This is a genomic window from Paraburkholderia translucens (assembly GCF_020881035.1).
In the GTDB taxonomy this organism is placed as follows: domain Bacteria; phylum Pseudomonadota; class Gammaproteobacteria; order Burkholderiales; family Burkholderiaceae; genus Paraburkholderia; species Paraburkholderia translucens.
Genome location: NZ_JAJITC010000030.1, coordinates 1 through 17,779 on the forward strand (window position 1 = coordinate 1; position 17,779 = coordinate 17,779).

General features: G+C 64.5%; 11 protein-coding genes. 7 read left to right on the forward strand and 4 right to left on the reverse strand.

Features of this window, described 5'->3' with window-relative positions; all coding sequences use genetic code 11:
- The 4 genes from LJ655_RS29315 to acnA form a co-directional block, all read left to right on the forward strand.
- A partial coding sequence (locus LJ655_RS29315) for a citrate/2-methylcitrate synthase (RefSeq protein WP_316252019.1) occupies positions 1–169 on the forward strand: 169 nt, incomplete at its 5' end.
- Positions 170–271: 102 nt separating this feature from the next.
- Positions 272–775 (forward strand): hypothetical protein, encoded by a 504-nt coding sequence (locus LJ655_RS29320; protein ID WP_230564652.1) that lies wholly within the window; start codon positions 272–274, stop codon positions 773–775.
- Between the two features lie 26 nt (positions 776–801).
- Positions 802–2,253, forward strand: coding sequence for a bifunctional 2-methylcitrate dehydratase/aconitate hydratase (locus LJ655_RS29325; protein ID WP_230564653.1), 1,452 nt, complete (start codon positions 802–804; stop codon positions 2,251–2,253).
- Positions 2,254–2,295: 42 nt separating this feature from the next.
- Positions 2,296–5,010, forward strand: coding sequence for an aconitate hydratase AcnA (acnA, locus tag LJ655_RS29330; protein WP_230564654.1), 2,715 nt, complete (start codon positions 2,296–2,298; stop codon positions 5,008–5,010).
- 165 nt (positions 5,011–5,175) lie between these two features.
- Here acnA and LJ655_RS29335 read toward each other — a convergent pair whose 3' ends face one another.
- The 3 genes from LJ655_RS29335 to LJ655_RS29345 all read right to left on the reverse strand — a co-directional run bounded on the left by LJ655_RS29335 (position 5,176) and on the right by LJ655_RS29345 (position 11,354).
- A complete protein-coding gene (locus LJ655_RS29335; protein WP_230564655.1) occupies positions 5,176–5,619 on the reverse strand; it encodes a mucin-associated surface protein in 444 nt (147 codons plus the stop codon).
- Positions 5,620–5,975: 356 nt separating this feature from the next.
- Entirely contained in the window at positions 5,976–9,713 is a 3,738-nt protein-coding gene (locus LJ655_RS29340) for a DUF748 domain-containing protein (RefSeq protein ID WP_230564656.1), read from the reverse strand.
- A gap of 219 nt (positions 9,714–9,932) precedes the next feature.
- Positions 9,933–11,354, reverse strand: coding sequence for a DUF1254 domain-containing protein (locus LJ655_RS29345; protein WP_230564657.1), 1,422 nt, complete (start codon positions 11,352–11,354; stop codon positions 9,933–9,935).
- Between the two features lie 341 nt (positions 11,355–11,695).
- On the opposite strand from LJ655_RS29345, the gene LJ655_RS29350 reads away from it, so the two are divergent.
- From LJ655_RS29350 to LJ655_RS29360, 3 genes are all read left to right on the forward strand, one after another.
- On the forward strand, positions 11,696–12,343 hold the full coding sequence (locus LJ655_RS29350; protein WP_230564658.1) for an FMN-binding negative transcriptional regulator: 648 nt from the start codon (positions 11,696–11,698) through the stop codon (positions 12,341–12,343).
- A gap of 95 nt (positions 12,344–12,438) precedes the next feature.
- Complete coding sequence (locus LJ655_RS29355) at positions 12,439–14,799, forward strand: heavy metal translocating P-type ATPase (protein ID WP_230564659.1); 2,361 nt, start codon at positions 12,439–12,441, stop codon at positions 14,797–14,799.
- A gap of 180 nt (positions 14,800–14,979) precedes the next feature.
- Entirely contained in the window at positions 14,980–16,953 is a 1,974-nt protein-coding gene (locus tag LJ655_RS29360; protein ID WP_230564660.1) for a methyl-accepting chemotaxis protein, read from the forward strand.
- A 34-nt stretch (positions 16,954–16,987) separates the two neighbouring features.
- Here the strand turns inward: LJ655_RS29360 and LJ655_RS29365 are convergent, their stop codons facing one another.
- Positions 16,988–17,641 carry a glutathione S-transferase family protein gene (locus LJ655_RS29365; RefSeq protein ID WP_230564677.1) on the reverse strand — a complete coding sequence of 218 codons (654 nt, stop codon included), beginning with the start codon at positions 17,639–17,641 and terminating at the stop codon, positions 16,988–16,990.
- Positions 17,642–17,779 lie beyond the last annotated feature (138 nt).

Sequence of the window (17,779 nt, forward strand, 5' to 3'; positions counted from 1 at the left end):
GATGGGCGTGCCGACCGCGATGTTCACGCCGCTGTTCGTGATCTCGCGTACGGCCGGCTGGAGCGCGCACATCATCGAGCAGCGCGTCGACAACAAGATCATTCGGCCGAGCGCGAACTACACCGGACCCGAGAATTTAAAGTACGTGCCGCTAAATAGGAGAAAATAGCGGTCGCTGTGCGCTCCACAGCGCGTGCAGTTCAACCCGCGCGGCCGCCGGACCGGCCGTCCGCGCACTGTTTAACGGATTTTAGATAGAAAGGTTTTCTCCATGAAAAAGCTGATGATCGCCGCCATGATTGGCGCCCTGTCCACGACGATGCTGTCCGTCGCGACTGACGCCGCTGCTGCGGACACGGCCACTACCACCACGAAGAAGGCTACGGCAAAGCGCCCGGAGCCGAAGCGTCTCGTCAAGCGCAAGGCGAATCCGGTGAAGGAAGCGAAGGTCGATCCGATCCCGGAAGGCGCTGAAAAGTGGTCGTGCAAGGACGGTCTTGCTTTCGAAATGAAAGGCGACATGAGGCGTGACCAGATCGTCGTGGTTCATTGGGCGAACAAGAACTACAACCTGCCGCGCGAATCGACCACGACGGGCGCCGACCGCTTCCACGACGCGGCATCCGGTATGGACCTGGTCGTGATCCCGACGAAGGCCATGCTGTTCCAGGACAAGGACAGCTCGCGTCTCGCAGACGAGTGCAAGACGGTCGCGATGGAACAGGGCGCGCCGGCGGCAACGCAATCGAACGCGATCGACAAGACCGGCAACTGATCCTTGCCGCCAGGGAAGGCCTTCCGATGTCCGCCCCGCTCTCCAACGTACGACCTGACCCGGACGCTGTCCTGGTCGATATCGTCGACTACGTGCTGGACTACCGGATCGACAGCGCGCTCGCGCTGGAAACGGCGCGGTATTGTCTGATCGACACGCTCGGTTGCGGACTCGAGGCGCTGACCTACCCAGCCTGCACCAAGCTGATGGGACCGATCGTGGCAGGCACGATCGTCCCCAACGGCGCGAAGGTGCCGGGCACGTCGTTCCAGCTGGACCCGGTTCAGGCCGCTTTCAACATCGGCGCGATGATCCGCTGGCTAGATTTCAACGACACCTGGCTCGCCGCCGAATGGGGTCATCCGTCGGACAACCTCGGCGGAATTCTCGCGACAGCCGACTGGCTCTCGCGCACTGCCATCGCAGCGGGCAAAGCGCCGCTGACGATGAAAGACGTCCTGATCGCCATGATCAAGGCGCACGAAATTCAAGGCTGCATCGCGCTCGAGAACTCGTTCAACAAGGTCGGGCTCGATCATGTGCTTCTCGTCAAGCTCGCGTCGACCGCGGTGGTCGGCCAACTGATCGGCCTCACGCGCGACGAGCTGATCAACGCGGTATCGCAGTCGCTCGTCGATGGGCAGGCGCTGCGCACCTACCGCCATGCGCCGAACACGGGTTCACGCAAATCATGGGCCGCCGGCGACGCGACCTCGCGCGCGGTGCGCCTCGCGCTGATCTCGAAGACCGGCGAGATGGGCTATCCGTCGGTGCTCAGCGCGAAAACGTGGGGCTTCTACGATGTGCTGTTCAACGGCAACGCGTTCCGGTTTCAGCGTCCGTACGGCTCGTACGTAATGGAAAACGTGCTGTTCAAGATTTCGTTTCCGGCCGAGTTCCACGCGCAGACCGCCGTGGAAGCCGCACTCGCGCTGCATGCGCAACTTGCCGCGCAGGGCCGTCGCATCGAAGACATTCGCCGCATCACGATTCGCACGCACGAAGCGGCGATTCGTATCATCGATAAGAAAGGTCCGCTGAACAATCCGGCCGACCGCGATCATTGCATCCAGTACATGATCGCGGTGCCGCTGATTTTCGGCCGTCTTACCGCCGCTGATTACGAAGATTCAGTGGCGCGGGACGCACGTATCGATGCGTTGCGCGCGAAGATGGAATGCGTCGAAGACGCGCAGTTCACGAAGGATTATCACGACCCGGAGAAGCGTTCGATCGCTAATGCACTGACGATCGAATTCGACGACGGGTCGAAGCTGGGCGAAGTCGTAGTCGAATACCCGATCGGTCATAAGCGCCGTCGCGAAGACGGAATTCCGTTGCTGGTCGAGAAGTTCAGGACCAACCTCGCGCGGCGCTTTCCGGTCAAGCAGCAGCAGGCGATTCTCGGCGTATCGCTCGATCAGGCCAGGCTCGAAGCGACGCCGGTCAATGAATACATCGATCTGTACGTCATCTAGGCTAAGTACTGTAGTTCCGCGATCCAAACCAAGGAAAACACCATGGCCCACAACCTCCACAAAACGCTCAAGGAATTCGACAGCGGTTCCGGCAAAGGCAAGTTCTACTCCCTGCCGCAACTCGGCAAGGCACTGAACCTCAAGATCGACCGCCTGCCGGTTTCGATCCGTATCGTGCTGGAATCGGTGCTGCGCAACTACGACGGCAAGAAGATCGCCGAAGAACACATCACGCAACTCGCGAACTGGAAGCCGAACGCAGCGCGCGTCGACGAAATCCCGTTCGTCGTGTCGCGCGTCGTGCTGCAGGACTTCACCGGCGTGCCGCTGCTCGCCGATATCGCTGCGATGCGCGGCGTCGCGAAGGCCGTCGGCAAGAACCCGAAGTCAATCGAGCCGCTCGTGCCGGTCGATCTCGTCGTCGACCACTCGGTGCAGGTCGATCACTTCCGCGAGAAGAACGCGCTCGACCTGAACATGAAGCTGGAATTCCAGCGCAACAACGAGCGCTACCAGTTCATGAAGTGGGGCATGCAGGCGTTCGACACGTTCAAGGTCGTGCCGCCGGGCGTCGGCATCGTTCACCAGGTGAACCTCGAGTACCTCGCACGCGGCGTGCACAAGAAGGCCGACGGCGCGGACACCTTGTACTACCCCGATTCGCTGGTCGGCACGGACAGCCACACGACGATGATCAACGGCATCGGCGTGGTCGGTTGGGGCGTGGGCGGTATCGAAGCTGAAGCGGGCATGCTCGGCCAGCCGGTGTACTTCCTGACGCCGGACGTCGTCGGTGTGAACCTGAAGGGCAGGCTGCGCGAAGGCGTGACCGCAACCGACCTCGTACTGACGATCACCGAACTGCTGCGTAAGGAGAAGGTCGTCGGCAAGTTCGTCGAGTTCTTCGGCGAAGGCACGCGTTCTCTGTCGCTGCCGGACCGCGCGACGATCGGCAACATGGCGCCGGAATATGGCGCGACGATGGGCTTCTTCCCGGTCGACGAAAAGACCATCGACTACTTCAAGGGCACGGGCCGTACCGACGCGGAAATTTCCGCGTTCGAAAACTACTTCAAGGCGCAGAATCTGTTCGGCATTCCGGACGAAGGCGACATCGATTACACGAAGGTCGTCACGCTGGATCTCGGCACGGTCGCGCCGTCGCTGGCAGGCCCGAAGCGTCCGCAGGACCGCATCGAAATCGGCCACGTGAAATCGACCTTCATCGACCTGTTCTCGAAGCCGGTCGCCGAAAACGGCTTCGCGAAGAAAAGCGGCGATCTCGACGCGCAATACAAGACGAGCAACGGTATCGACGTGAAGAACGGCGACGTGCTGATCGCCGCGATCACGTCGTGCACGAATACGTCGAACCCGAGCGTGCTGCTCGCCGCCGGTCTGCTCGCGAAGAAGGCTGTCGAAGCTGGCCTGACGGTCGCTCCGCACATCAAGACGTCGCTGGCACCGGGATCGCGTGTCGTCACCGAGTACCTGACGAAGACCGACCTGCTGAAGTACCTCGACAAGCTCGGCTTCACGCTCGCCGCGTACGGCTGCACGACCTGTATCGGTAATGCGGGCGACCTGACGCCGGAACTGAACGAAGCGATCACGAAGAACGACATCGTCGCGGCAGCCGTGCTGTCGGGCAACCGAAACTTCGAAGCGCGTATTCACCCGAACATCCGCGCGAACTTCCTCGCGTCGCCGCCGCTCGTCGTCGCGTACGCGATCGCTGGCAACATCACGCGCGACCTGATGACCGAGCCGGTCGGCAAGGGCAAGGGCGGCAAGGACATCTATCTCGGCGACATCTGGCCGACCAGCGAAGAAGTCAACGCGCTGCTCAAGTACGCGCTCGATGCCGACGCGTTCCGCAAGAATTACTCGCAGCTGACGAAGAAGGGCGACCTGTGGAGCAAGATCGAGGGCGAGGAAGGTCAGGTCTACGACTGGCCGAAGTCGACCTACATCGCCGAACCGCCGTTCTTCGGCAAGGACTTCTCGATGACGCCGGCTTCCGGCATCGCGCCGGTCAAGGGCGCCCGCGCACTGGGCATTTTTGGTGATTCGGTCACGACCGACCACATCAGCCCGGCCGGCTCGATCAAGGAAGACTCGCCGGCAGGCCGCTGGCTGAAGGAAAACGGCGTGCAGAAGGCCGACTTCAACAGCTACGGCTCGCGCCGCGGCAACCACGACGTGATGATGCGCGGCACCTTCGCGAACGTCCGTATCAAGAACCTGATGATCCCGGCGAAGGCGGATGGCACGCGCGTCGAAGGCGGTCTGACGATTCACCAGCCGAGCGGCGAACAATTGTCGATCTACGACGCGGCGATGAAGTACATCGATGCCGGCACGCCGACCATCGTGTTCGCAGGCGAAGAGTACGGTACGGGCTCGTCGCGCGACTGGGCGGCCAAGGGTACGCAACTGTTGGGCGTGAAAGCCGTGGTCGCGCGCAGCTTCGAACGGATCCATCGTTCGAACCTCGTCGGCATGGGCGTTCTGCCGCTGCAGTTCAAGGGCTCGGACAGCGTGCAGTCGCTCGGCATCACCGGCGAAGAGACGTACGACATCGAGGGTCTCGGCGACGACTTCAAGCCGCAACAGGAAGTCACGCTCGTGATCCACGGCAAGGATGGTGACAAGCGTGTTCCGGTGCTGCTGCGTATCGACACGCCGATCGAAGTCGACTACTACAAGCACGGCGGGATTCTGCCGTTCGTGCTGCGCTCTCTGCTGGCTGCTTGATCCAGGCGGCTGCGCAAACAGCCTCGCTGTTTTGCAGGGGCTGCGTCCTGTGGAGGGCGCAGCCGACTTTGAAGCCCGACCTCAGGTCGGGCTTTTTTTCGGTTCGTCAGAGATTCGCGGGAAGGCGAATTTAAAAGGGTCGCCCGGAGCGCCGACCGTCAATGCTCAGTGACTTTCGCCGTCTTCGTCGACGGCCGGCTCGGTGACTGGCGATGGCTCAATGGCCGGCTCTGCGGAAACCGCCGTTGGTTTCTCCTCATCCGCAGGTTCGCCGGCATCCGCCTCCGCGCTTTCAGCCACCGCAGCATCCGCAACGTCGTCTGACTCAGCTACCGCCTCGTCCGCAACATCGGCTGACTCCGCTACGGCCTCCTCCGCAGCGTCGTCTGACTCCGCTACCGTCTCCTCCGCAGCGTCGTCTGACTCAGCTGCCGCCTCCTCCGCAGCGTCGTCTGACTCAGCTACCGTCTCATCCGCAGCGTCGTCTGATTCAGCTACTGCTGCATCCGCAACGTCGCCTGACGCATCGGGCTCCTGGATTGACTCGTCGGTCGGCGTCGCAACAATCTCATCTGGCACGCCAGCCGTGCCGTCGTCGTTCGTAGTCATCGAAATCCTCATAAGGTCGAGTTATTGGTAGAAACCCCCAAGGATTCCCAATGAAATGTGCGTCGCCAACGGTCGACTTTTTTATCGCAGGCAGCGTGCCCGGCGTGGGAGAGCACATAGTCTCACATGAGTACCCCGACGATGAATCACGGCATCGATGCATTCGATTTGGTTTTGTTCGCAAGCGAACACATCGCGTGACTCGCACAGAACCCTGAGTGTTCGACCCGAACGTCTGCTTCGTGAAGCGCAGGCGAGACTCCGTATGCCGCCGCTCGAGGGCCGATGTCGCGGTCCCCGGAAATCCGCGAAGAGCTTTCTCTCATGAGCCCGCAGTCACGGTCCGCGCGCCGCCATCACTTCAACCCGAAATCGACCCGCGTCGTTGCGCCCTTGTCCTTGATGTCGTCGGCATTCATCTTCGGCGCGACGATAAACACGCGGCTGCTGTCGATCTTGCCTTCCAGGTACTGTTGCACGCTTTGCGCGCGCTGCTGTGCGAGTTGCCGCAGGCTGGCCTCGTCGATCGGCGCGTTGGCCGCGAGCGCGCCCTTCATGTCGTCGTCGGGCAGCGTCTTCGTCATACCGATGAAGTTGCGCGGCTTCTTGAAGTCGGCCGACTTGTAGGCCTTGTTCAGATATTTGTCGTAATCCTGCTGATCGACCTTGACCGTCGACACATCGACGCTCTCGCCGTTGCCCACCATGTCCTTGATCTTCTGCCGCTTGACCATCTGATCGACGTACTGCGAGCGCAGCGCCGGCTCGTCGACCTTCGGATCGACGCGGCCGATCAGATCCATGCGGATCGACGGCTTGTCGGCGAGCGCCTTCACGATCGTGTCGAGCTTCTGCTTGTCGGCGTCGGTGAGCGTGGCCGAGCCCGCCTCGAATTCGACGTAGCCGAGTTCCTCGCCCTTGCCGCCGAACGCGTGCGCGATCAGCGTGAACGGCGCGGTCACCGCCTTTTCAAGCAGATTGAGCACCGCATGCCAGATCAGCCCGCCGATGCTGAACTCGGGGTTCGACAGCGAGCCGGAGACCGGCAGGTTCACGTCGATCTCGCCGCGCGAGTTCTTGAGCAGCGAGATCGCAAAACGCACCGGCAGCTTGGTCGCGGTGTCGTTGTCGATGTGATCGCCGAAGGTGAGCTGATCGATGAAAAGGTGATTGTTCGCGTCCAGCTGATCGTTATCGAGCTTGTAGTGCAGATCGACGTTGAGTTTGCCCTTCGTGATCGGGTAGCCGGCGTATTTCGCCGAATACGGTGTCAGGTTGGTCAGCTCGATGTCGTGGGCGGTCGCGGTCAGATCGAGCGCCGGCTTCGCGATCAGCGGGTTGACGGTGCCGCGGATCGTCAGCGGACCGTTGGCCGCGAGTTTCGCGGCGACGTCGACCGGCGCGGGGGTGGTCGATTCCGTGCCGAACGCGCCGATCGTGCCCTGAATGTCGACGAGATTCGCCGTGTAGTTCGGCTTGATGAAGTTGTCGGTGTAGGTCACGCGGCCCTGCTGCAACACGAGTTGTCCGAAGTGCAGCTTCAGCGGGCTCTTGGGCGGCGTCGCGGCAGTGGCGGTGGCGACCGGTCTGGGCGCTGTGCCCGGCGATGCAGCGGATGCGGCTTTCGGCGCAGAGGCCGCGACCGCTTCGGACACCGCCTCCGGCGTCAGCGGAATGGGATGCCCCTCGCTCTCGTGCGCGACCAGATCCTTGAGATTCAGCTTGCCTTGCGCGTCGAGCAGCACGCGCCCATAGAACTTCGAGAATGTCACGCGGCTCGCGTCAACCACGGTGCCGTGCTCGTCGTAATCGGCCTTCAGGTTCGTGAGCGCAAACGAGCCCCAGCCGGCGAACGGGGCCGACGTCAACTTATCGATCATGCGCACGGCGACGAGCGCCATGTCGCCGCGATAGTTCGCTTTAAGCGACTTCCCCTGGATGACCGAGAGATCGCCGTTCGCGTTCAGCAGCGCGCTCGCGAGCGTCGCGTTCAGGTTGCCGCCGAAGTACGGCTCGAACGCGGCCGCGTCGAGCTGGTTGGCGTTGATCTTGACCGCCAGCTTCAGCGGCGTGGCGGTCACGTCGCCCTTCACGGCCAGCGTGCCCTTTTTGTTCAACGTTGCCTGCAGATCGACGGGCAACGCAAGGCTCAGGTCGTCGCTGATCTGCCGCACCTTCAACTGCACCGGCGTAAAGCTCAGTTTGACCGGCTGCGGCAGCGTGTTGTCGGTGAAATCGGCGCTCGCGTCTTTGAGCGTCAATTCACCGATCCTGTAGCGCCACGCAGGGCCCTCGGCCTGTGCTTTTTTCGCCGCGTGAATCGCGGTGCGCTGCGTCGCCTCCTGATGCGTACCGGCGAGCGCGTTCAGATTGATGCTGCCGTCCTTCAAACGTTGCGCGTCGATCGCGAGGCCCGTTGCGTCGACGCTCGTCACCTCGGCCGTGCGCGCCGCAACGTCCACCTGCTTGACGACCACGGTGCCCTGCGCGAGCGAGATCACCGGCGTCTTGTCGCCGCGTGCCGCGAGCTTCAGCGCCTGCATGTCCAGTTGCGTGTCCGCGACCGTCAGGGCCATCGGCGACTTCGACCAGTTCGCGTCGATGTTCGTGGTCGCGGACAGCTTGCCGTCGAGCGCTTGCGCGGACGTCGCGGTGTCGAGATACGGCTGCCACGGCGGCAGCTTCAGCGACTTCAGATCGAGCTTCGCGCTCGCGGTCTTCGCCGCGAGGCCGACCGTGCCGTCGGCGGCGAGCGAACCGGCGCCGTCCTTCAGGTTCGTGTTCAGCGTGTAGTGCGCGGGAGTTGATGCGAGCGTCGAGAAATCGGTCAGCGTGACCGCGAGGTTTTGCAGGCCCGTTTCGACCGGACGCGCCGCGGCTTCGTCGCGCAAGTTCACCGTGCCGTCGTCGAGCGTGAAGCGTTTGATCGCGACGTCGAACGGCGGGGCCGCTTTTTCGGCGGCGGTTTTGGCGTTGGCGTTGGCATTGGCGTCTGCGGTTTCCTTCGCCGCCGTTTTTTCCGGCGCGCTAGCGAACATATGCTCGACGCTCAATACGCCATCCTTGTCGCGCGCGAGACTCGCGCTCGGCGCGTTGATGCGGATTTCGTCGAAGTGATAGACGCTCTTCAACGGCTCGAGCGATGCCGCCGCCACATGCACCGCGCGCGCCGCGAAGAACGGCGCCTTGCCCTGATCCTGCACGTTGACTTCGTTCAGGTCCACGGTGCCGGCGACGCGTAGCAACGGCGTATCGTTCGTCATCACGAAGTTCAGCTTCAGGTCGGTGGACAGCTTGCCCGACTGCACGATCACCGGCAGCTTCGTCGGCGCATAGGACACCAGTTTCGGCACGTCGAGATCGTCGAAGCGCAGCGACACTTCGGATTCGCGCGATGCCGCGAACGGCTTGGTCCTGCCGTCGATAGCGAGCTGACTGTCGCCATCGATGCGCGCGCGCAGCAGCGGCTCGACGAAGATGTCCGTCTTCGACGGCAGCGTCGCGATGAACGGGATGCCAAGCATCCATTGATCGATCACGTGGCGGGTGCCGAGCAGCCGGTCGTCGAAGGTGATCTGGCCGTTCTCGACGCGAATGTTGGACACGGAGAATTGTGTCGGCTTGCTGTTCGGTTTTGATGGCTGATTCGCGAATTTCTCGATCAGGTCGCTGAAATTGAAGTGCTGCGCATCGTAGCGAACGAGATGAAAGCGCGGCGAATCGACGTGCACTTCGTCGACGATCGGCGCGCCGCGAAACAGTGAACTCCACGACGGCTGCACGATGAGCCGCGAAATATCGACGAAGTCGCCCGCGCCGCCGCGCTCGCCGATATGCACGTTGTCGGCCTCCAGGCGCAGTGTGTACGGATTGAGCGCGATGCGGCCGATCGACGCCGGCCGGTCGAGCTGCTTGCTCAACTGCTGGCTCGCGATGTGGCGAATCAACGGGGGCGCCGCGAAAAAGCCGAGCAGGCCGAACACGACGACGAAGATCAGCAGACCGACGAGAATCCGTCGCGTACGATGCGACTGCGCGACTTCGCGCACGGTCCGCATGGAGGAGGCTAACGATGCTTTATTGAGGCTTGCCATGCTCGGTCTGGGTGAATGCGGCGGCAAGCCCGCCGCGCAAAACAGAGATCCCGCAAGCGGCAGTATAAATCGTGAATTAATGGTTAGACAGAAATGTCAGGACCGGTCTGACGATTCGTGCTGCTGACCGATTTGCGCTTCGGCGACGGAGAGATTGTGGTTAGCGTTGGTTACATAACGAAGCCGGACGGCGCGCGGTTTGCCCACGCGCCGTCCACATCATTGGCGCACGACCGCTGGCGGCTGCCAGCTGCCGTCGGTGGCTTGCGGCTTCGGCGCGTACAGGCGCAGCACCAGCTGCATGTCCGAGCGCGGTGCCGGCAGCCAGTTGCCGGTCCGGCTGCGCACGTACGACACGACTACGTCGAGCGAACCATCGCGATTGCGGCGCGCGCCATTGCGATCGCCGACCGCGAGCCGCGCCGGCGCGTTCTCGCTCAGCGCGCCATCTTTCGTGTACGCGGTAATCGTCCAGAAGCCGCGCACCGGCGGTAACTGGTTCGCCGGGAAGTGGATCACGTAGCGGTTCGCACCGTTCAGGGTGTTGCCGTCGCTGTCCTGCGTGACGACCGCGCGTACTTCGTCGTCCTTCGTTCCGATGCCCAACTGAGTGCTCGCCGCATACGCGCGCAGCCCGTAGTCGGGACCGTAGTTGCCGACTGCGTCGCCGAGCCAGCTCCAGCCGTTTCCGCTCAGCAGATTCGTAGGCGGTGTCGCGACGCGATCACGACCTTCGGCGAGACCGGCTGAAAGTGCATCGGGCGCTTTCGGCAGCTTCACCGGATCGCCTGGCGTGACGCCGAGATCGGCGAGGAATTTGAGCGCGTGCGGATCGGCTGGTGTCGGCGGATTGTCGGGCAACGCGTCGGCAAGACGGCTGAAGAAGCCGCTCGCGTCGAGCGCGGCGACCTGCTGGGCCGGCGTGCCGGTGGTCCCCGCGACCCCGCTTGCACTACCGCGCGGCGGCATCGCCGCCGGCTGCGCATCACCGAGGAAGACGCTCAGCGGCTCCAGACGGATCGCGCGTTGCAGTTTGCGCACCGCGCTCAGATCGCGCGTGCCGCTCGTCTGAATGCGCACGCTGATCCATGCGTTGCGGGTCGGCACTTCGACACCTTGCGCGCCCTTCGGCAGTTCGCCCTTCCAGCCCGGCGCGACGAACGCAATCGTTTGCGCGTGCAGGCCCTTTGCGGCGGCCGAACCCGTGCCGTACTGCGGCCCGGTCGACCACACGACGTTGGTCCACATGTCGAGCACGCGCGCATCGACGTAGCGGCCATGAGAGTCGGGTAGCGCCAGGATCACCGGCCCGTCGCCGAGGTCGAGCCAGCCGTTCGAGTCGAGCGTATCGAGGCTCGGCTGCGGCGGGTTGGTCGCGCCGATCGGCGGCAGCGCCTGGGCGTGACGCAGCGTGTTGAAAGGCGCCTGGCCCGGATCGGTGCCGATCGCCGCATCGCGCGTGGCGCTCATCAGCACGAGCGGATAGCCGAATACATACGAGTCGGCGACTTCATCCTTGATCCAGCCGGTGCTTTGTTGCGTCGCTGTGGGAATCGAGCCACAGCTGGCCAGCAGTGCGAGACCCGCGATCGACGCGCAGGTCCGTTGAAGCAAAAACAGTTCTCGGCGATTATTTATCATTCGATTAGTGTGCGGAACGCGCAGTACCAGGGAGACGTCGGTGCGCAGCGCCAGGCGCATGCGCAGTTATCCCAAACTATTGCGCAGCGAGTCCGCGGGTTGCGATTTCGACAACATCGCGTTGTATCGTATCCTTGCTAACCAGGCAAGCACAATGCAAGCAATCGCAGCTGGCAGCGCACGGGGAGATCACAAAAGTGACAGTCGATGTCGTCGACGTGTCACGTTCCAATGCCAAGTGCTCGCACGAGCACATCATGCATTTCGAGTCGCGGAGCCGTTGATCCGCCAATTTGTCGATTCTCCCGCCGCTATCGTCGTCCCGCATCCGGAGCGTTTCAATGTACATGCCCACCCATTTCGAAGAGAACCGTCCAGAGGTTCTCCATCGCCTGATCGCCGAGCAACCGTTCGGCGCACTGATTACGAACGGCCCCAATGGGCTCGATGCGAATCATTTGCCGTTCGAAGCGCAGGCCGACCCGGCGGATGCGTCGCGTCTGGTGCTGCGCGCGCACGTCGCGCGGGCGAACCCGGTCTGGCAGGAAGTCGCGACTTGTCCCGAAGCACTCGTGATTTTTCAGGGGCCGGCCGCCTATATTTCGCCGACCTGGTATCCAAGCAAGCACGAAACGCACAAGCAGGTGCCGACCTACAACTATATGGTCGTGCATGCACATGGCAGGATCGTGGTGCGCGACGATGAATCGTTCGTGCGTGGCCTCGTCGCGCGACTCACGCGCAAGATGGAAGCCGGCGAGCCCGTGCCGTGGAAGATGGGCGACGCGCCGGCCGACTACATCGCGCAAATGCTCGGCGCGATCGTCGGTATCGAGATCGAGGTCACACGGCTCGTCGGCAAATGGAAGCTCGGGCAGAACAAGGTGGCGGGAGACCGGCGCGGCGCGGCGCAAACCCTGCTCGCGCGCGACAGCGATCAGCAGAAGGCGGTGGGTCAGGCGATGCTGGATGCGCCGCCGGCGTTTTGACGGCAGCGGCATAATCCGGCCTTGACCTTCCCATCATGGGAAGGTCAATAATGGTTTCAATATGCGGCCCAATGCCGCCGCGAGCCTTGCCTGCCATGACTGAACTTGCCAATCCGCAGCGCCCCGCCGGCGCGGCCGCCATTTCCCCCGCCACGCAGGTCGTCGAACTCGAGATCGGCGGCATGACTTGCGCGTCGTGCGCAATGCGCGTCGAAAAGGCGCTCGCGAAGGTGCCGGGTGTCGCGCACGCGTCTGTCAATCTGGCGACCGAAACCGCCACGGTTCATCCCCAAGGCACCCCGTCAGCCGATGCCGACGCGCTGATCGCCGCCGTCAGGAAAGCCGGCTACGAAGCGACGCTGAGCGCGCCGCCCGCCACCGCGGCGCCGGTCGATGCGGCGGCGACCGGCGCCGCCGGTGACATTCTCGCCGCGACGCACGCCCCCACCGTCGACCGCAAGCAGATTCAGACCCGGCGCGACCTCGCGAGCGTGGTCGTGTCGGCGCTGCTGACGCTGCCGCTCGTCGCGCCCATGGTCGGAGAATGGTTCGGCCTGCACGCGATGCTGCCACCGTGGCCGCAGTTCGTGCTCGCCTCGATCGTGCAGTTCGTGTTCGGCGCGCGCTTCTATCGCGCCGCCTACCGTGCGGTGCGCGCCGGCTCGGGCAACATGGACCTGCTGGTCGCGCTCGGCACATCGGCGGCATATGGCATTAGCGTCTACGAACTCGCGACGCATCCGGGCGACATGATGCACCTGTACTTCGAAGCATCGGCTGTCGTGATCACGCTGGTGCGCTTCGGCAAATGGCTCGAGGCGCGCGCGAAGCGCCAGACCACCGATGCGATCCGCGCGCTCAACGCCCTGCGTCCCGAGCGCGCGCGCATTCGCGACGGCGCCGGCGAGCGCGACGTGCCGCTCGCGCAGGTGCGGGTCGGCACGGTCGTGATCGTGCGGCCGGGCGAGCGGGTGCCGGTCGACGGCGCCGTGCTCGAAGGCCGCACGCATATCGACGAAGCGCTGATCACCGGCGAAAGCCTGCCGGTGCCGAAGCAGACCGGCGACGCCGTCACGGCCGGCTCGATCAACGGCGAAGGCGCGCTCGTGGTGACGACCACCGCCATCGGCGCGGAGACGACGCTCGCGCGCATCATCCGGCTCGTCGAAAGCGCGCAGGCCGAGAAGGCGCCGATTCAGCGGCTCGTCGACCGTGTCAGTGAAATCTTCGTGCCGGCGATTCTGGCGCTCGCCGCGCTCACACTCGTTGGCTGGCTGCTCGCCGGCGCGGGCGGCGAAACTGCGGTCCTGAACGCGGTCGCGGTGCTGGTGATCGCTTGCCCATGCGCGCTCGGACTCGCCACACCCGCCGCCATCATGGCCGGCACCGGCGTCGCGGCTCGCCACGGCGTGCTGATCAAGGACGCGGAAGCGCTCGAAATCGCGCATCGCGTATCGATCGTCGCGTTCGACAAAACCGGCACGCTGACGCTCGGCCAGCCATCGGTAACGGCGTTCGAGCCGGTTGGCGGCGTGAGCCGCGATGAAGCGCTCGCGCTCGCCGCGGCGGTGCAGCGGCATAGCGATCATCCGCTGGCGAAGGCGGTGGTGCGCGCGTACGAAGCACAGTTTGGACCCATGGCCGACGACAACCATGGCGCGGCCAGCGCCACCGCCGCTCGCGCCGTCGCCGGCCGGGGCGTCGAAGCCGACGTCGACGGCCGCACGCTCTCGCTCGGCAGCACGCGCTGGCTGCGCGAGCTTGGCATTGCGCTGCCGCCGGGGTTCGCCGAGCGCGCGCAGGAATTCGAGGCCGCCGGCAACACAGTGTCGTGGCTGATGACGCGCGCGCCTCGAGGCCCCGAAGCGCTCGCGCTGATCGCGTTCGGCGACACGGTGAAGCCGACCGCGCGCGCCGCCGTCGCGCGGCTCGCGCGCATGGGCATCCGCAGCGTGCTCGTGACCGGCGACAACCGTGGCAGCGCGGCGAGCGTCGCGCAGGCGCTCGGCATCGATGAATTCCACGCCGAGGTGCTGCCCGACGACAAGGCCCGCGTGATCCGCGACCTGAAGATCCGCCACGCGGGCATCGTCGCAATGGCGGGCGACGGCATCAACGACGCGCCCGCGCTTGCCGCCGCAGACATCGGCATCGCGATGGCGACCGGCACCGACGTCGCCATGCATGCCGCCGGCATCACGCTGATGCGCGGCGACCCGGCACTCGTCGCCGATGCGATCGACATCTCGCGCAGAACCTGGCGCAAGATCCAGCAGAACCTGTTCTGGGCATTCGTCTACAACCTGATCGGCATTCCGTTGGCCGCGTTCGGCCTGCTGAACCCGATGCTCGCGGGCGCGGCAATGGCGTTTTCGAGCGTCAGCGTCGTCACGAACGCGCTGCTGCTGCGGACGTGGCGCGCTGCGCCGGGCCATTTGGTCGATCAGGTGCGCTAGGCGTCGCTGGAAGATCTGCTTCGCATCGGGCCACGTTTCCTCGTGGCCCGCTTTACCGCCATGACGGGCGGATTCTCTTGCCCGCTAAAGACCGCCACCTTCCAGGCCGTAAACCAGTGGATCGATGCCGTTTGTGACCACGTATTCCGCGCATCGCCCGTCCCCCTTTCGCGCCTGCCCATGAACTCTCTCTTTTTGCGCCGCGCCAGCGTCGGCCTGCGGCTTGCCGTGCTCTCGTGCGTGCTCGTCACGCTGATTTTCGCCACCTTCGCGTGGGCGCTCACGCGCGCCGCCGGTGAGCAGGTGCGCGATCAGGTGGTCGAACGCATCGCCGAGAAGGACCGCTCGATCGCCGCGATGATCGCGCTGTTCGACCAGGCGCTGTCGGCCGAGGTCGATCGCTCGACATCGCTGTTCGCGAGCTTCCTGCCCACCGACTTCTCGCTCGACGACACCCAGAAAGTCGACATTGGCGGCGTCGCGACGCCGACTTTCAAGGCCGGCGACAAGGTGTTGAACCTCGACTTCACGATTCCGGACCAGTTCCTCCAACGCAGCGGCGCGGTCGCGACCGTGTTTGCGCGCAGCGGCGACGACTTCGTGCGCGTCACTACGTCGTTGAAGAAGCAGGACGGCACCCGCGCGATCGGCACTTTGCTCGACCGCAAGGGCCCGGCGTATGCGCCGCTGCTCGCGAACCGCACGTACACCGGCCTCGCCACGCTGTTCGGCAAGCGCATGATCACGCAGTACCGGCCGATCGCCGATGCGAGCGGCCGCGTGATCGGCGCGCTGTTCGTCGGCGTAGACGTGGACAAGGAGATCCGGTCGGTCGAGGAGGGCATCCACGCGCTGAAAATCGGCGCGAGCGGCTACTACTTCGTGCTCGACGCATCGAGCGGCGCGGAGCGCGGCAAGCTGCTCGTGCATCCGGCCGCCGCTGGCCAGAAAGCCGACGACGCGAACGCGCCGTATCAGCGCATGCTCGACATGAAGCAGGGCGAACTCGACTACCGCTCGGCTGACGCGACGCTCGGCGAGTCCGGCCCGAGCGACAAGTTGGTGTCGTTCGTCACGGTGCCGGAGTGGCACTGGCTCGTCGGCGGCGTCGCGCCGCGTGACGAAGTGATGGCCGACATCGTGCACACCCGCAACGCATTCCTGCTGCTCGGCCTCGCGCTGGTCGGCCTGTTCGCGATCGCGTTCCTCGTCGCGGTGCGACGGTTCGTCAGCCGTCCGCTCGAGGAAGCCGCGCGCGCCTCCGAGCGTCTCGCCGCAGGCGATCTGAGCGTGCGCGTCGCACAACACGGCCGCGCGCGCGCCGACGAGATCGGCCGCCTGATGCAGGCGATCGACGGCATCGGCGAAGGCCTCGCGCGCATCGTCGCGCAGGTGCGCAGCGCGTCGGCCGACATGTCGGCGGGCACCGAGAAGATCGCCACCGGCAGCGGCAACATCGCAATGCGCATCGCGACGCAGGCGAGCAGCCTGGAGGAAACGGCCGCGAGCATGGAGCAGATCACGTCGACCGTGCAGCAGAACGCCGATCACGCGACCGAGGCCAACACACTGGTCACGCACGCCGCCGATTCGGCGCTCGAAGGCGGCCGCGCGGTCGAGCGCGTGGTGTCGACGATGGGAGAAATCAGCCGCTCGTCGCAAAAGATCGCCGAAATCACGACGGTGATCGAGGGCATCGCCTTTCAGACCAACATCCTCGCGTTGAACGCGGCGGTCGAAGCGGCGCGTGCTGGCGAACACGGCAAGGGCTTCGCGGTCGTCGCGGCGGAAGTGCGCGCTCTCGCGCAGCGCAGCGCGGCGGCGGTGAAGGAGATCGAGGCGGTGATCGCGGCATCGAGCGCGAACGTCAGCAGCGGTTTTCGCATCGCCGAAGAAGCGAGCGCGACGATGCAGGGGATCGTCACTCAGGTGGGCCAGGTTCGCGCGATCATGAGCGAGATCAACGTGGCCTCGCGCGAGCAGTCAGGCGGCATCGAACAGGTCAATCGGGCGGTCACCCAGATCGGCGAGGCGACACAGCAGAACGCGACGATCGTCGGCGACGCCGAAGCCGCGGCGGCCGAGTTGCGTGAGCAGGCTGCGCGGCTCGCGCAAGTGGTCAGCGTCTTCAAGCTCGAAGGCGGGCGAGGGTGACGGATAGGTATAAAGCGAACGGCACCCACCGCGCCTAGAACTCGACATCCAGTTCGTCGATCTCCTCCACCTCCTGCCGCGCGAGTGCGATCCATTCGCGCATCTCGGGCAGCGCCATGATCCGCTGTCCGTATTCGACGATATCCGGGTCGAGTTGCACGTCGTAGGTCACGAACCGCGTGATCACCGGCGCGTACATCGCGTCGGCCACGGTCCGCTCCCCGAACAGGAACGGGCCGCCGTACTCCTTCAGACATTCGCGCCAGATCGTCACGATCCGCTCGATGTCGGATTGCGCGCGCGCCCAAACCTTGAAGCCCGGGAAATGCGCCTTCAGGTTCATCGGCAATGCCGAGCGCAACGACGCAAACCCCGAATGCATCTCGCCGCAGATCGAGCGGCAATGCGCGCGGGCGCGGATGTCCCGCGGCAGCAGCGCCGCCTCCGGTTTCAATTCGTTCAGATACTCGGCGATCGCCATCGTGTCCCAGACCTTGACGTCCTCGTGCACGAGGCACGGCACGAGAATCGACGGCGACAGCAGCAGCAGTTCGGCGCGCGTCGCGGGATCGTCGATCGGCACCACGATCTCTTCGAACGGCAAGCCGCTGAATTTCGTCAGCAGCCAGCCGCGCAGCGACCATGACGAGTAGTTCCTGCTGCTGATCGTGAGCGTAGTCTTGCCCATACGTGTCTCCTCCAGATCGGATATTGCGCCGTGCTGGACGGCACCCATGCACGCCGCCGTGCGCGCGCGCACCAAAGCGCGGCAAGGCCGGCCCATTTCGCTGACGCATGCAAGGGATATGCCGGTCCGCTAACACAT

Coding starts and splice junctions, on each gene's coding strand:
- LJ655_RS29320 (WP_230564652.1), top strand. CDS start 272: ATGAAAAAGCTGATGATCGCCGCCATGATTGGCGCCCTGTCCACGACG.
- LJ655_RS29325 (WP_230564653.1), top strand. CDS start 802: ATGTCCGCCCCGCTCTCCAACGTACGACCTGACCCGGACGCTGTCCTG.
- acnA (WP_230564654.1), top strand. CDS start 2,296: ATGGCCCACAACCTCCACAAAACGCTCAAGGAATTCGACAGCGGTTCC.
- LJ655_RS29335 (WP_230564655.1), bottom strand. CDS start 5,619: ATGACTACGAACGACGACGGCACGGCTGGCGTGCCAGATGAGATTGTT.
- LJ655_RS29340 (WP_230564656.1), bottom strand. CDS start 9,713: ATGGCAAGCCTCAATAAAGCATCGTTAGCCTCCTCCATGCGGACCGTG.
- LJ655_RS29345 (WP_230564657.1), bottom strand. CDS start 11,354: ATGATAAATAATCGCCGAGAACTGTTTTTGCTTCAACGGACCTGCGCG.
- LJ655_RS29350 (WP_230564658.1), top strand. CDS start 11,696: ATGTACATGCCCACCCATTTCGAAGAGAACCGTCCAGAGGTTCTCCAT.
- LJ655_RS29355 (WP_230564659.1), top strand. CDS start 12,439: ATGACTGAACTTGCCAATCCGCAGCGCCCCGCCGGCGCGGCCGCCATT.
- LJ655_RS29360 (WP_230564660.1), top strand. CDS start 14,980: ATGAACTCTCTCTTTTTGCGCCGCGCCAGCGTCGGCCTGCGGCTTGCC.
- LJ655_RS29365 (WP_230564677.1), bottom strand. CDS start 17,641: ATGGGCAAGACTACGCTCACGATCAGCAGCAGGAACTACTCGTCATGG.